We start from the raw sequence: 13,424 nt of genomic DNA on the forward strand, positions 1-13,424 counted from the left end.
CGCCCGAGCGCCGCCCGAGCCGCTTCCAGGGCCTGTTCCGAGTAGCCACAGCCGAAGAGCACGGCCTGTACCAGCAGTTGGGAAGACCCCGGACCCGCCGGGTGGGGCACGATGCGGCGCCGCCCTAGTCGCCGCCGTTCCGCTGCCCATCCGGAGAACTCCGGCCAGGTATCGAGTCCGCGCGCCGCTGCCGCACCACGAAGATCGCCGCCACGACCGACATCATCAGGAAGAGCAGGGCGCCCGCGCCCGAGACAACTGCCAGAACAGCTGCTCCGCCGCCACCGACATCATCTTCACGGGCGACTACCTGTGGATCGTCCGCCTCGTAACGGATGGTCAGTCGGGTGCCGACGGAACTCTTGCCGCCGCCGCTGCCCACCGGCAGATCCGCTACCACGGTCCGCCCATCGGCCTCGAACTCGACCTGGCATCGCCCCGCCATACAGGCGCCGCTCGTATGCAAGATCGCATCAGCCCGCTCGCCGTCCTGGAGGGAGCGTAGGTGCTGGGCCGCCGGAAGCATCACCAGCGCCGACAGCGCGCCCAGTAGCAGCGCGAGCACCAGCGACGTCAGTAGGGCCGCACGAGGCCCCAAGCCACCTACGGCCGCGTTCTGCTGGTGCGTGCTGGAAACGCCTGCGTTCGTTGTACCGTCCAGGGCTCTCCCCATCCGTTTTCAGTTCATGGCGAAGCGGTGCCACGCCTCACGCGTGGACTGCACTTCGTATCCGTGATGTCGAACACGGTAAGCAGTGAGCCGAGTCGGCATCACGTCGTGATCCGGCACACCGGACACGGCCCGGCTGCCTGCTGTCGGCAACGAAGGGCAGGGGAGCAGTTTTGAGGCTGAGCGCCGTCGGGTGTTCATGACCGCTCGTGACGACGGACCGTCCACAAGTCGTCCGCGAGCTTGTGATGGGTTTGATTCCAGGGGGGGGCGACGACCTCGAGGTCAGGGCTGGGTGGTGTCCACGATGAAGCGGCGACTGAGAGTGATCTCGCGCGAGAGCAGGCCCGGGTCGGCGGTCACCGTCAGCTCGTACTCCCCGTCCCGCAACGCCCCCACCTCGAGGACCCTGTGATTTGCGACCCACAAGGTGGGGACGATCTCGCCGTTCAGCCTGACCTCGACGTTGCGCAGCGCCTCATTGCCCAGAGCCTCGTCGTTGCGATCGACCACGTCCACCTTGAGCGTGGCCTTGGAGAGCTCGGCGGCGTTCAGCACGCCGTTGCTCGGGATGCCACGTATCCGGAGTTCCGGCTGGTTCACCGCGTTGGCCACCGCAATCCAGCCGATCGCCAGGGCGGCGGCGACAGCGGCAACCAGAAGTGTGATGAGGACCCTCCGCACGGACCGGGTTCGCACAGGGTCCGACGTCTTCAGGGCCAGCCGCATGGACACATCCTTCGAGGAGTTGCTGCTGTGGGCCGTCGGTCACGGACTCGGACTCGCGGGTGTCCGGCGACCCTGATGGTGCCACCTCAACCATCACGGAATCCAGTTCGCCCTCCCTTTCAGAAGGAGTCCGCTGTCCTCAGAGGGCGTTAGGCGTAGGGGAATTGCTCTAGATCTCCTGGTAGCGGCTTCGCCAGGTGGGCATTGTCCGGTCGATCCGGCGCATCATCGGCGGCCACAGCTGTACGAGCAACTCGCAGCGGCGTACTGGAGGCTGAGGCACGAGGACGAAGCGCGTACGGTGCTCCTCGCCGAACAACGCCACCGCCGCACGACCCTCTCCCCGCACACACGCGCCTGGGGTCACGTCCAGGACGCAGACGTCGGCTACGGCTACCGGCCTCTCCAGGCAGGTCTATGGCTGATGGCTCTGCTCTTCTGCGGCGCACTGTTCGTCGGCCTGCATCCGCCCCATCCGCTCGAAGCCGGCCAGGCTCCGGAATCCAACGTCACCTTCTCCGCACTCGATCTTCTGGTGCCGATCATCACGTTGGGCAGCAGGGCACCTTCGCGCCACGCGGCAGCGGGCAATGGCCGGCCTACGAGCTGATCGCGGCCGGCTGGATCCCGGCCACCACGGTCACCGCCAAGTACCCCACGCGATCAGCCGCCCGCGACGATGTCCCACCTGACCGAGCACAGTTGCTGTTTTCGCAAGTCAGCGACCCAGAGCGGCTTCGCCGCTCGCCGTGGGGCGGGTCCAGTCCCAGCTGCGAATCCGCCTGCTTGGAGGAGGGTATCGGCCTCACCCCGCCGGTGACCGCCGCGGTGCCGGAGGCCGTGCGGCTGATCCTGGGGGACAGCGCCGTCAGCCGTCCGATGTCCTCGCCTGCTGGACCTGCGACTCGGGCCCACAAGTATCAGGGTGGACATGGAGGACGGCATGAGCGAGACGAGGGGCAGCGGTACCGGAGCCGGGGTGCAGAGCGGGGAGCCCGCACCGGCGGTCTGGGCTCCGCTGGCCCACCCGGTCTTCAGGGTGCTGTGGATCGCTCAGCTCGCCTCGGCCATAGGGACGTGGATTGAGCTTGCCGGAGAAAGAGGAAGGGAGCAATGAGAGAGAGCATGGAGAGGGGGGAAGGGGGTTCGAGAGAGACAGAGATGACTGACACATCCGCCGTATCCCGTTTCCATGAGCCGCTGTCCCGGGAGAACGCGGCGCTGCTGCTGGTCGACCACCAGATCGGGCTGCTCACCGGCGTACGGGACATCGACGTGGCACAGCTGAAGCACAACGTGGTGGGCCTGGCCAAGGCCGCGCGGACGCTTGAAGTGCCGATCGTGGCCACCACCACGGCAGCCGAGAGCATGTGGGGACCGCTGGTCCCGGAGCTGGCCGAAGTGCTGCCGCCGGAGCTGGAGATCATCGACCGGAGCACGGTGAACGCCTGGCATGAGCCGCGGGTGCGGGAGGCCGTCGAGGCGACCCGCCGACAGAAGATCATCATCGCCGGTGTGTCGACCGAGGTCTGCGTCGCCTTCCCGGCCATCGCCGCGACCGCAGCCGGGTACACGGTGTTCGCCCCGGTCGACGCCTCAGGGACCTTCAGCGAGACCAAACGCGCTGCCGGGCTGCTGCGTATGCACCAGGCCGGGGTGATCCTCACCGACTACGCCACCGCCGCCGTCGAGATGCTCGAGGACAACGCCTCACCGCTGGCACCCGACCTGTACGCGGCGGTCGACATGCCGTTCGCGGTCCTGGTCGGACAGCTCGCCACTGCGTACGCCAAGCGTTCGTGACCTGATCAGGCCAACGACGTGCCGACCAGCCGTCCGGGCGCGAACGTCACACCGGCGGCGGCTGTCAGTACCACCAGCTGACGCACCGCTCCCCGCACCTCCGCGGTGCAAGGAGCGGGGCAGCGCGCCGCCGACGACCGCGGCCGCCAGCGCGGTCGCCACCAACGAGCCCCCGACGGCCGCCTCCCCCGCCAGGCGGCCGCCGCCTTCGGGCTGCCTGGTTCATCGGGATTGATGCCCAGCAGCGCGCGGGAGGTCACCCGCAGCCGGCCGTCCTGATGGCCGATGACATCGCGTGCCGCACGCGCGGCGGAATCGGGCCGGTGCTCGTTGCGGACGAACTCCTCCCGCATGCGCCGTTCCACACTGCTCGGGCTGGCACGAAGGTCACGTATCACCGTCAGCACACCACGGACGGCGTCGGGTGTGGCGCTCGCGCCCGCGAGTCCGAGCGCCACACACAGGTTGGTGACCAGCCCGTCGTCAACGCCGAGCACCGCGGCCCGGGGTCCATCTCGGGTCGCGCACTCTTCAGGGCTGCCGGACGGGTGGCGGATGCTCCGGAGGTCTCCCGTGGCGTGATCTTGTCTATCCCGCCGAGGCGCGAATAGGGTGCCCACTAGTCATTATCTTGACCGTCAAGATTCTGACGATACTGGGCGGGTGACCGCCCCCTGACACAGGAGACGCCTCATGAGCGAGAACCTCGCCGGAACCAGCCGCTTCCACGAGCCTCTGACCCGCGACAACGCCGCCCTGCTCCTCGTCGATCACCAGATCGGCCTGTTCACCGGTGTGCGCGACATCGACGTCGCCACGCTGAAGCACAACGTTGCAGCCCTGGCCAAGGCCGCGCAGGTGCTGGACGTCCCCACCGTGGTGACCACCACCATGGCGGACGGCATGTGGGGCCCGCTCGTACCGGAGCTGGTCGAGGTCCTCCCCTCGGATCTGGAGGTGATCGACCGTGGCACCGTCAACGCCTGGGACGAGCCGCGCGTCCGTCAGGCCGTGGAGGCCACCGGTCGCAAGAAGCTGATCATCGCGGGCATCTCCATCGAGGTCTGCCTCGCCTTCCCGGCCATCTCCGCCACGGCCGCCGGCTATGACGCGTACGCGGCCATCGACGCCTCCGGCACCTTCAGCGAGACCAAGCGCACGGCGGGTCTGCTGCGGATGCAGCAGGCGGGCGTCGTCGTCACCGACTACGCCACCACGATGGTCGAGATCCTCGCCGACAACTCCGACCCGAAGGCCTACGAGGTCTACGGGGCGCTGGACATGCCGTTCGCCACGCTGGTGGGTCAGCTGTCCTCCGCCTACTCCAAGAACGGCTGACCCGTCCAGCCGCCGAGCCGCTCCCGCGGGGCACCACCCCCGTAACCGCACCGCGGGAGCTCCCCCGGGTGCCGGGCCCTATTCCTCCGCACGGCCCGGCACCCGTGCCCGGTGAACCGCCCATTCAGATCAAAATCTTGACGGTCAACATTCTGACTAATAGCCTGTGGGTCAGTCGCCACGGGAGCGCCGAAGCAGGTGACAGTCGCCGTCGTACGGGAGCCAGGGGCCGACTTCGAGGGACACACCCCGTTCCCCGTTCGACCGCATCAACGACGCCGCCCGAACCGCGGCCTCTGGCGAGGTCGTCAAGTCCGTCCTCCTGCTCTGACCGCCGGCCAACGGCGCCGGCGATCGTACGACTACTGAGGATGATCATGATCACCGTAGAACTCACCCGCTTCAGGATCCCGGCCGACCGGACCCAGGAACTTCTCGACGCGCGGCCGGGGATGCTCGAGGCGTTCCAGACGCACCGGCACGGATTCCTCGGCGCACAGCTGCTCCGCATTGGCGACGAGCAGTGGCCGGACGTGTGGGGGGACGCGGCCGACGACCTGGACACGTCCAAGGCCGAGGGCGGTGACCTCCCCGTCATCCAGGCGTTCTTCGCGCCGATCAGCGAGCTGCTCAGCTCCGAGCGGGGCACCCTCCTCGACGCGACTGCCCGGCCGTGGTGACCGTCCGGTACGGGTTCGCGCCGGCCCAGGTCGGCGACCTGTATCTTCCGCCCGGTGAAGAGGCTCACCCTGTCGTGGTGCTCATCCACGGCGGGTTCTGGACGGCGATGCTCGACCGCAGCCAACTTGCCCCGCTCGCGAATGACCTGGTGGCCCGCGGCTACGCCGTCTGGAACATCGACTACAGCGGTCTGGGAGAGGACGGCGGCGGCTGGCCTGGAACGCTGGAGGACGCCGCCGCTGCCGTCGACGTGCTGGCCGGTCTCGCGGCGGGGGACCTGCCCGGCGGGCAGGGCGCGGTCGATTCCGCCCGGGGCAGGCTGGACCTGGACCGTGTCGTGGCGATCGGGCACTCCGCAGGAGGGCAGCTCGCCCTGTGGCTTGCCTCCCGGCCCGGTCTGCCCGCTGGGGCGCCGGGCAGCGGCAGCCCTGGCGTACCGCTCGCCGCCGCCGTGTCACTGGCAGGCGTGCTGGACCTGCGTGCCGCGGACGCCGACGAGTTGGGGGCGCGGTTCGGTGACCCGTCCGTACCGCCTCCGGCGAATGCTCCCGCTCCGGCCCGGCCCGAACTCGTCCCGGTCCTCGTACGCCTGACGCCCCACGGAACGACCGCCGCACTGCTCGGTGGCCGCGCGGATGATGTGCCCGACCGCTACGCGCTGGCCTCGCCCCTCGAACGCCTGCCCCTGGGTGTGCCTCAGCTCGTCGTCCACGGGGACGCCGATACGGGGGTTCCACCCGCCCAGAGCCACACGTACATCACCGCCGCCCTGGAACGTGGCGATCAGGTGGAGTACGTCCAGGTCCCGGACGCGGACCACTTCGATGTCATCGATCCGGATCATCCTTCCTGGCAGGGAGTAGTGCGGCGGCTGCCGGACCTTCTCCCGACCGGAGGGGAATGAGCGCCATGCGCGCCGCTTGGTACGAGTCGACGGGCCCCGCGTCGGAGGTGCTGCGGGTCGGCGAGGTGGAGGATCCGCAGCCCGGCCCCGGGGAGGTGCGGATCCGTGTGCACGCCTCGGGCATCAACCATGGGGACGTGATCAAGAGGCAGGACTGGATCGGCCACGGCATGGCCTGCTCCCGGGCGATCCCGTGCTCGGGTGGGGGAGCGCGTGTGGTGCTACGACGCAAAATCGCACCGGCCTTTCGGTACGGCTGCCGGGGGCGGGGTGATCGCCGCCTGCGCCACCGACGGGGCACGCCCGGCCATCCCCTTCTCGCAGTTGGGGGCCAAGCGGGCAGCGGCCGAAGAACTGAGCGCCTCGGCCGCGGCGGCAGACCTGGTCCATGGCATCGCTCGCTGCGCGCATCCTGCTCGATCCATGCCTCTGACTGACCCGGCCGACGGCCGAGCGTGTATAGTAAGGATCGTGACCATCAAGATTATGACCACTAACCGGCTGCTCCGGTATCAGGTCCCGGAGGACTGGCGCCGGGGGCTTGCGGTGGTGGCCCACCCGGACGACCTGGAGTTCGGGGCCTCGTCGGCGATCGCCCGGTGGACCGCTCAGGGCAAGACCGTGGTCGATCTGCTGGTCACCCGTGGTGAGGCCGGAATCGAGTCCATGCCTCCCGATCGCACCGCGGCGGTGCGATCGGCCGAGCAGGTCGCCGCCGCCGGGATCGTCGGGGTGGATCGGGTCGAGTTCCTGGCCCACCCCGACGGCACGGTGGAATACGGCATCGCCTTGCGCCGTGACCTCGCCCGCGCGATCCGCCGCTACTGCCCCGACGTGGTCATCTCGCTCAACTTCCGGGAGCGCTTCGACAACGGCGCGCTCAACCACGCCGACCACCGCGCCGTGGGCTCGGCGCTGATCGACGCGGTTCGTGACGCGGCGAACCGGTGGGTGTTCCCCGAGCTGCTCGACGAGGGACTCCAGCCGTGGTCCGGAGTCCGCTGTGCCTTGTTCAGCTCGTCGCCGGAGGCTGAGCACTTCGTCGACGTCACGGCGCACTTGGACCGGGGTGTGGAGTCGTTGGCGGCGCACGAGGCGTACCTCGTCAACCTTGCGGGAGGCTTCGACCCCGAGCAGTTCCTGCGCCGCCAGGCCGCTGACGCCGGACGCCGCGCGGGAGTGCCGCTGGCGGTCGCCTTCGAAGTGGCCCCGCTGTGACAAGGGATCAGCGCCCGGCGCCCTACCGCGGCTCCCGCCTGCTGGCCGCGGTCTCGTCGAACTGTGCGAGCTGCTGGGCGGTGATATCCCGGAAGGCGCCCTTGAATGCCGCGTACTTCCGTTCTCCGATCGCCTCCGCGTGCCGCTGCTCGATGGCGGCCATGATCGCGTCCGACTTCTCCATCTGGTCCCGGCCCCGGCGGGTGGGGACGATCAGCTTGGCCCGCCGGTCCCGCGGGTCGGGCCGGCGCTCGACGTACTCCAGGGCTTCCAGCTCGTCGATCAGGTTGCCGATGACCTGCTTATGAGTGCCCGACTGCCGGGACAGTTCCGTCGCGCGGGTGCCCTCCTCGTCGAGAAAGCCCATCACGGCGCCGTGCTGTGGCCGTAGCTCGGGGTGACCCTGCTCGGCCAGCGTCTCGAAGAGCTCCTTCTGGATCGAGAAGAGCAGGCGCGTGGACAGAATCCCGAGATCCGGATCCTTGAGCTTGCGTTCGCTGCGCCGCACTGCGACACCCTCCTCGTCACCGTTATTGACTGTCACCATCCGTAATAGTAGTGGGCACAGAGGGGGGTGGTCAGGGCTGCCGTCGTGCGCCCGTCGTGGATCCGCCCGTCACCCGGTGCGAGTCGCGCTTGGATCGAGGGTCTGCACGCGGTGAGCGATCTTCCAGTGACCGTCGATCTTATGCAGTTCGTCGGTGTAGGTGCCGGTGGCGTGGACGGCGGGTGCTTGTTCGATCTCGGCGACCCAGTACCACGACCGGGCCGTGGCGCGAGTGCCGTTCACGTCGATCATGATTGGGCCGGTCATGTGCCGTTTGCCGGCCGTGAACCCCTGGTCGCGCAGGCCGATGAACATCCTTCTGATTTCCGCTCGTCCCGTCGCCGAGGTGAAGGGGCTCTCGTACCGTCCGTCCTCGGTGTACAAGTCCGCGTACCCGTCTGCGTCCTGCAGGTCGATATAGATCTGGTGGCGGTTGAGCGACTCGGTGATCTGGATGACATCGGCGGTCGTGTCCATGGCTTCGCACTTTCGTCAGAACTTGAATAGTCACTGATCTTGACCAAACTTCCGAGGTGTCCCTGGGGAGTTCCTGGGATCACTGTGCGGCGGTGACCGGAGTTCCGCCACCAGGGCCGGGAGGAATGCAGACCGAGGTGCCGGGCGGCCCGGTGCCGGAGAGGGAGGCGTCATGGCGGACTACGGCAGGCCGGTGGAGTTCGGGTACTCCACCGAGCCCGGGCGGTACGGCGAGGTACTGGATGCGGTCCTGCTGGCTGAGCGGCTGGGACTTGACCTCGTGGGCATCCAGGACCATCCGTATCAGGGAAGGTTCCTGGACACATGGACGCTGCTGAGCAGCCTGGCCGCCCGCACCGAGCGGATCCGCTTCTTTCCCGACGTGTCCAATCTGCCCCTGCGGCCTCCGCCGCTGATCGCCAAGTCGGCGGCGACTCTGGATGTCATCAGTGGCGGCCGCTTCGAACTCGGATTGGGGGCTGGGGGCGCATGGGAGGCGGTGGAGGCGTACGGCGGCGAGCGGCGTACCGCCGGAGAGGCGGTCGCGGCGCTCGAAGAGGCGATCGCGGTCATCCGGCTCCTCTGGAGCGAGCGGCCCTCGGTGCGCTATGAGGGGCGGTTCTATTCACTGCGGGGCGCGCACCCGGGGCCGCTCCCCGTCCACGACATGGGTATCTGGCTCGGTGCCCTCGGACCGCGCTCCCTGGAACTGACCGGACGACTGGCGGACGGCTGGGTGCCCTCGTCGCCGTTTCTGCCGCCGCCCCGGCTGCCGGAGGCTCACGCACGGATCGACGACGCCGCCCGGTCGGCCGGTCGGTGCCCCGAGGGCATCCGACGCTTGTACAACGTCAACGGCCTGATCACCGACGGGCCGGGGCAGGGCTTTCTCGTCGGGCCTGTCGAGCAGTGGGTGGAGGAGCTGACCGGCCTCGTCGTCGAGGGCGGCATGGACACCTTCGTCTTCTTCCCCAGGGGGCCTGTCGGCCGTCAGCTGCCGCGGTTCGCCGAAGAAGTGGTGCCCGCCGTCCGGGAGTGTGTCGCCCGCGCGCGGGGCGCTGGTCCGGCGGCTTCGCGCTGACCGGCTCCTTGCTCCTTCGGCCCTTCGGCGCTGGACGCCGGACCTCGGATGGGAATACGATCAATGTAGTCACTGTTATTGACTATCAAAGATCTGACTAAATGGGGTGAAGGAGTCGACATGAAGACCATCCGGAAGGCGGCCGCACCCGTCGTCGGTGTGCTCGCGGGTGCTGTGGCCACGGGTCTGCTGCTGGGTGGGAACGCCACCGCCACGGACCGCGACGTTCGTAGTGACCGGTTCGCCATCCGCGAGGTGATCGACCGTCACCAGATGTACATCGATCTGAGGGACGCCGACAGCTACGCCAACCTGTACGCCAAGGACGGCCGCTACCGGAGCCCGTTCGGCTCCGCCGACGGCCGCAGCGAGATCAAGGCCATGTTCATCGACCTGGCCGAGAAGGGCTTCACCAAGGGCAAGCGGCACATGAGCGGACCGGTCATGATCGAGACCAACGGCACGACCGCCACCGCCCGTTCCTGGTACTGGGTCGCGGAGACCGAGAAGGAGCACGCCGTCTACGCCACCGGCACCTACACCGACAAGCTCCGCAAGCTGAACGGCAAGTGGGAGATCGTTCAGCGCGTACAGACGCTGGACGAGCTCGCCCCCTCGAGCCAGTAACTCCGCCGAGCGGACCGCTCTGCCCATCGCTTGCTCCTCCGCTCGCGGACGTCACCGCGCCTCGCGGACGTCACCGCGCCGAGCTCTCCTCGGCGCGGTGACGGGTCTGCCGGTCACCCCGTGCCACACCAGAGGTCGTCATGTCTCAGGAAGACCGATCCACCGCCCTTTCCCCCGTCTCTCCCGAGGGCGGCCGCCCGGACACCAGCCCGCCTGCCGGCCGTGTGGTCGCCGCGCTCTCGGTAGCTGTGCTGGCCTACGGGCTGCTGCAGACCCTGGTCGCTCCGGCCCTGCCCACGTTCCAACGGCACTTCGAGGTGAGCGGCGACTGGGCCGCGTGGGTATTCACCCTCTACCTGCTCTCCGGCGCCGTACTGACTCCGGTACTCGCCCGGCTCGGCGACCGGTGCGGCAAGCGCCGGGTCCTGCTCGCCTCACTCGCCGTCTTCGGCGCGGGCACCGTGCTGGCCGCCCTGGCCTGGAACTTCCCCGTCCTGCTACTGGCGCGCGCGGCGCAGGGGGCCGGTGCGGCCGCACTTCCCCTGTCCTTCGGCCTCATCAGCGCCCTGCTCCCCAAGCAGCGGATCGGCCAAGGCCTCGGGATCGTATCCGCGATGATCGGCGCGGGCACCGGTCTCGGCTTCGTCATCGGCGGCCTCCTGATAGATCACGCGTCATGGAGGTGGATGTTCGCCGTACTCGCCGGCGTCATCGCGGTCGCCTTTCTGCTGGTGGCCCGTTGGATCCCCAACGACACGGCGCGCCGGGACGAACCTCAGGACACACTGGGCACCATTCTGCTCTCGCTCGGCCTGGTGGCCCTGCTCCTCGCGATCACCCAGGGCCCGCACGCCGGGTGGCTCTCCACCCCGGTGCTCGGCCTCTTCATCTCCGCTGCCGTATTGCTGGCCGCCCTGGCGGTGGCCGAGACGCGCACGCGGCACCCGCTGCTTGAACCGCGCGTCTTCCTCGACCGGCCGATGCTGCTGACCCACTGCGCTGCGGCGCTCTTCTACGCCGCGGCCCTGATCTTCTTCCTCCTCGTGCCGACCCTCGCCCAACTGCCGACGCACGGGCCGGAGGGTGCCGCACAGGGATTCGGCTTGACCGTGACCGCCGCCGGCCTGCTCATGCTCCCCTCGGCGCTGCTGCAGGTTGTGGTGGCGCCGCTCGTACCGGCGCTGGAGCGGGCGTTCGGCTATCGCGCCCCCTTGCTCGGAGGACTGTTGTTCGTACTCACCGGGAGCTTGGCGCTGGCACGCTGGCATGCCACTCCGGTGCAGGTGCTCGCCGATTCCGTACTGCTGGGAACGGGCGCTGCCTTCAGCTTCGCGGCACTGCCGTCGCTCGTGGTCCGCTTCGCTCCGGGACATGCGATAGCCACCGCCAACGGCCTCAACACCGTCGTCCGCACAGTCGGCGGTGTCATCGGGACCCAGGTCGCCATCGCGATCCTCAGCGCCCATTCAGTCACCGGCTCGGCGCTGCCGAGCGAGGGTGCCTTCACCGTCGTGTTCGCGCTCGGCGCCATATTTGCGGCGGTCGGTGTGGCAGTGGTCCTGCTCCTGCCTCGTACTGCCGCCACGCGTTGAAGGGCAACCCAGCCCATTGCGGGAGTGGGGCGCCCCTGCTCGCGTCGGAAAGCGAATCGGCTGCGGACTGGTTCGACTGCTCCCCGTGTTCTCGTTCGGCTGGGTCGAGCTGCTGGTTCCTTTCGCGCGCGAGACCAACCCGGTGGCACAGGACGCCCACCGCGCCTTTGCCGAGGGAAGGTGCGGGCGGTGTGGGAATCACGCTCGTGCGGGCCACGCTGGAGGAGGCGACCGGCGCCGTTGTCGTGCTGTACCGGGTCGCAGCGAGGTGGACGCCATGCTGCTGAACGAGGTGCGCCACCTGGTCGCGCCGCGGGGTGGACGGCTCCACCTGCTCACTGGCCGGACCGGAGAGCACGGCGCCCGCCGTTCAGCCTGTACCACCTGGTCCCCGACATCACCGAACGCGACGTGTACGTCTGCGGCCCGCCCGCCATGACCAGGGCCGTGCTTGCCGGCCTGTGAGACCTGCGGGTCCCGTGCGACAGGTCCACGCCGAAATCCTCGGCCTGGCCCGAACCGGAAAGAGGCCCGACAGCCAGACCTGCGCGCAGAGACCCGCTACAGCCGAGCAGAACCCGTCGCTCACGCAAAACGGCCCCGGACGAGGAGTCCGAGGTCGAGTGGGAGCCCTCCCTGTGGCCGTAGCCGGGTAGTCGTTCGTGCGCGATGCCCGGATCGCACCGTCCCACGAATCCGCCGTCAGCCGGAGTCGCCCGCATCGGCGGCGCGAGCGGGCTGCCGGCGCCGGTGACGGGACCGTACATCCGTACTCCGCCCGGGAACTCGTCCACCTCGGGTATCTCCGCCGGGCGGCGGTGGCCGGTGCGGCCCGTCGACACGGGAGGCTGGGGCATCGCCCCATCGTGCCGAGAGGCGCGGCACGTGGTCCACCCACGCCAGGTCGGCCGTCGCGACGAGCGACTGGCCGGCCACGGCCCCGGGGGTCACACCGGTGAACGCCACGACGTCCCGGTGCAGATGCGACTGGTCGGCGTAGCCGCAGTCGGCCGCGACCCCGGCCGCCTCCTGGCCCCCGGCCAGGCGGGTGGCGGCCCAGTCGAAGCGGACGAGCTTCACGGCGCGCTTGGGCGGCAGGCCGAGCTGCGCGTGGAAGCGGGACCACAGGCGCTTGCGGCTCCAGCCCAGCTCGTCGGCCAGCCCCTCGACCCGCACCTGCCCGTGCCCGGCGACGATACGGTCCCAGGCCCAGGCCAGCTCCGGCTCGATGGCGGGCCCTGCGGCGGTCAGCCGGGCGAGGAACGCTTCGACGAGCGCGAAGCGTTCCTCCCACGAGGCGGCCTGGGCCAACTGCTCGCGCAGCCGGGCTGCCCGCCGCTCTCCCCACAGGTCGTCCAGGGCTACCACGGAGCTCTCCAGCTCAGCAGGGCCCACACCCAGCACGGCGCGCGCGATGGCGGGGGACAGGCGCACCTGCACCCACTCGACGTTCGCAGCCCGCACCCGCGCCGCACCGCCGACGCCGAACCCGAGCCCGGTGACAAGGCTGCCGCGGTGCTGCCGCCCCGTCGACTCGTCGATGCCGAGCGCCGCCTCGCCGCAGGCCAGCGCCAGCGTCAGCACGGGGTGCGGGTCGAGCCGGTGGTCGACCGGAGCCGGGCCGCGGTCGCGCAGCCCCGCCAGGACGACGCCGGGTACGCGGGCGGGCCGGGCCGGACGCGTGACCTCCCACACGGGGGCAACGACGCGCTGGCGCACGGCAGTTGACATGCCTCCATGCTACGGGCCCGCCCGGA

General features: G+C 69.5%; 16 protein-coding genes. 10 read left to right on the forward strand and 6 right to left on the reverse strand.

Translation table 11 applies throughout. The features are described 5' to 3' along the window. Positions 1–124: 124 nt before the first annotated feature. Together HJD23_RS24120 and HJD23_RS24125 are read right to left on the reverse strand one after the other, a co-directional pair. Entirely contained in the window at positions 125–565 is a 441-nt protein-coding gene (locus HJD23_RS24120; RefSeq protein ID WP_240980796.1) for a hypothetical protein, read from the reverse strand. Positions 566–955: 390 nt separating this feature from the next. Next, complete coding sequence (locus HJD23_RS24125; RefSeq protein ID WP_171114579.1) at positions 956–1,399, reverse strand: hypothetical protein; 444 nt, start codon at positions 1,397–1,399, stop codon at positions 956–958. 424 nt (positions 1,400–1,823) lie between these two features. On the opposite strand from HJD23_RS24125, the gene HJD23_RS44060 reads away from it, so the two are divergent. The 3 genes from HJD23_RS44060 to HJD23_RS24140 all read left to right on the forward strand — a co-directional run bounded on the left by HJD23_RS44060 (position 1,824) and on the right by HJD23_RS24140 (position 3,202). Then, a complete protein-coding gene (locus tag HJD23_RS44060; RefSeq protein WP_232107707.1) occupies positions 1,824–2,009 on the forward strand; it encodes a hypothetical protein in 186 nt (61 codons plus the stop codon). 333 nt (positions 2,010–2,342) lie between these two features. Next, on the forward strand, positions 2,343–2,516 hold the full coding sequence (locus HJD23_RS24135) for an MFS transporter (RefSeq protein WP_171114578.1): 174 nt from the start codon (positions 2,343–2,345) through the stop codon (positions 2,514–2,516). A gap of 44 nt (positions 2,517–2,560) precedes the next feature. After that, positions 2,561–3,202 (forward strand): isochorismatase family protein, encoded by a 642-nt coding sequence (locus tag HJD23_RS24140; protein WP_171114577.1) that lies wholly within the window; start codon positions 2,561–2,563, stop codon positions 3,200–3,202. A 5-nt stretch (positions 3,203–3,207) separates the two neighbouring features. Here HJD23_RS24140 and HJD23_RS24145 read toward each other — a convergent pair whose 3' ends face one another. Then, complete coding sequence (locus HJD23_RS24145) at positions 3,208–3,699, reverse strand: hypothetical protein (protein ID WP_171114576.1); 492 nt, start codon at positions 3,697–3,699, stop codon at positions 3,208–3,210. A gap of 196 nt (positions 3,700–3,895) precedes the next feature. Between HJD23_RS24145 and HJD23_RS24150 the strand changes: the two genes are divergently transcribed. From HJD23_RS24150 to HJD23_RS24165, 4 genes are all read left to right on the forward strand, one after another. After that, positions 3,896–4,540, forward strand: a complete 645-nt coding sequence (locus HJD23_RS24150; RefSeq protein ID WP_171114575.1) for an isochorismatase family protein — start codon at positions 3,896–3,898, stop codon at positions 4,538–4,540. Positions 4,541–4,917: 377 nt separating this feature from the next. After that, entirely contained in the window at positions 4,918–5,220 is a 303-nt protein-coding gene (locus tag HJD23_RS24155; protein ID WP_171114574.1) for a hypothetical protein, read from the forward strand. Next, the gene (locus HJD23_RS24160) at positions 5,217–6,125 is read left to right on the forward strand and encodes an alpha/beta fold hydrolase (protein ID WP_197972568.1); all 909 of its coding nucleotides are present in this window, start codon (positions 5,217–5,219) and stop codon (positions 6,123–6,125) included. Before HJD23_RS24155 ends, HJD23_RS24160 begins: the two co-directional genes overlap by 4 nt. A gap of 471 nt (positions 6,126–6,596) precedes the next feature. Then, complete coding sequence (locus tag HJD23_RS24165) at positions 6,597–7,343, forward strand: PIG-L deacetylase family protein (protein ID WP_240980797.1); 747 nt, start codon at positions 6,597–6,599, stop codon at positions 7,341–7,343. A 22-nt stretch (positions 7,344–7,365) separates the two neighbouring features. Here HJD23_RS24165 and HJD23_RS24170 read toward each other — a convergent pair whose 3' ends face one another. Together HJD23_RS24170 and HJD23_RS24175 are read right to left on the reverse strand one after the other, a co-directional pair. Then, positions 7,366–7,890: a MarR family transcriptional regulator gene (locus HJD23_RS24170; protein WP_171114573.1), complete on the reverse strand. Its 525-nt coding sequence runs from the start codon at positions 7,888–7,890 to the stop codon at positions 7,366–7,368. A 69-nt stretch (positions 7,891–7,959) separates the two neighbouring features. Further along, positions 7,960–8,367, reverse strand: a complete 408-nt coding sequence (locus HJD23_RS24175) for a nuclear transport factor 2 family protein (RefSeq protein ID WP_141315577.1) — start codon at positions 8,365–8,367, stop codon at positions 7,960–7,962. 172 nt (positions 8,368–8,539) lie between these two features. Between HJD23_RS24175 and HJD23_RS24180 the strand changes: the two genes are divergently transcribed. The 3 genes from HJD23_RS24180 (at position 8,540) to HJD23_RS24190 (ending at position 11,667) form a co-directional block, all read left to right on the forward strand. After that, positions 8,540–9,448 carry an LLM class flavin-dependent oxidoreductase gene (locus HJD23_RS24180; protein ID WP_171114572.1) on the forward strand — a complete coding sequence of 303 codons (909 nt, stop codon included), beginning with the start codon at positions 8,540–8,542 and terminating at the stop codon, positions 9,446–9,448. A gap of 120 nt (positions 9,449–9,568) precedes the next feature. Then, positions 9,569–10,075 (forward strand): nuclear transport factor 2 family protein, encoded by a 507-nt coding sequence (locus tag HJD23_RS24185; protein WP_171114571.1) that lies wholly within the window; start codon positions 9,569–9,571, stop codon positions 10,073–10,075. 140 nt (positions 10,076–10,215) lie between these two features. Continuing rightward, positions 10,216–11,667 carry an MFS transporter gene (locus HJD23_RS24190; RefSeq protein WP_171114570.1) on the forward strand — a complete coding sequence of 484 codons (1,452 nt, stop codon included), beginning with the start codon at positions 10,216–10,218 and terminating at the stop codon, positions 11,665–11,667. A 702-nt stretch (positions 11,668–12,369) separates the two neighbouring features. Here the strand turns inward: HJD23_RS24190 and HJD23_RS24195 are convergent. After that, positions 12,370–13,398, reverse strand: a complete 1,029-nt coding sequence (locus tag HJD23_RS24195; RefSeq protein WP_332108905.1) for a helix-turn-helix domain-containing protein — start codon at positions 13,396–13,398, stop codon at positions 12,370–12,372. Positions 13,399–13,424 lie beyond the last annotated feature (26 nt).

Source organism: Streptomyces sp. Z423-1, from assembly GCF_013009255.1.
GTDB lineage: Bacteria > Actinomycetota > Actinomycetes > Streptomycetales > Streptomycetaceae > Streptomyces > Streptomyces gossypiisoli.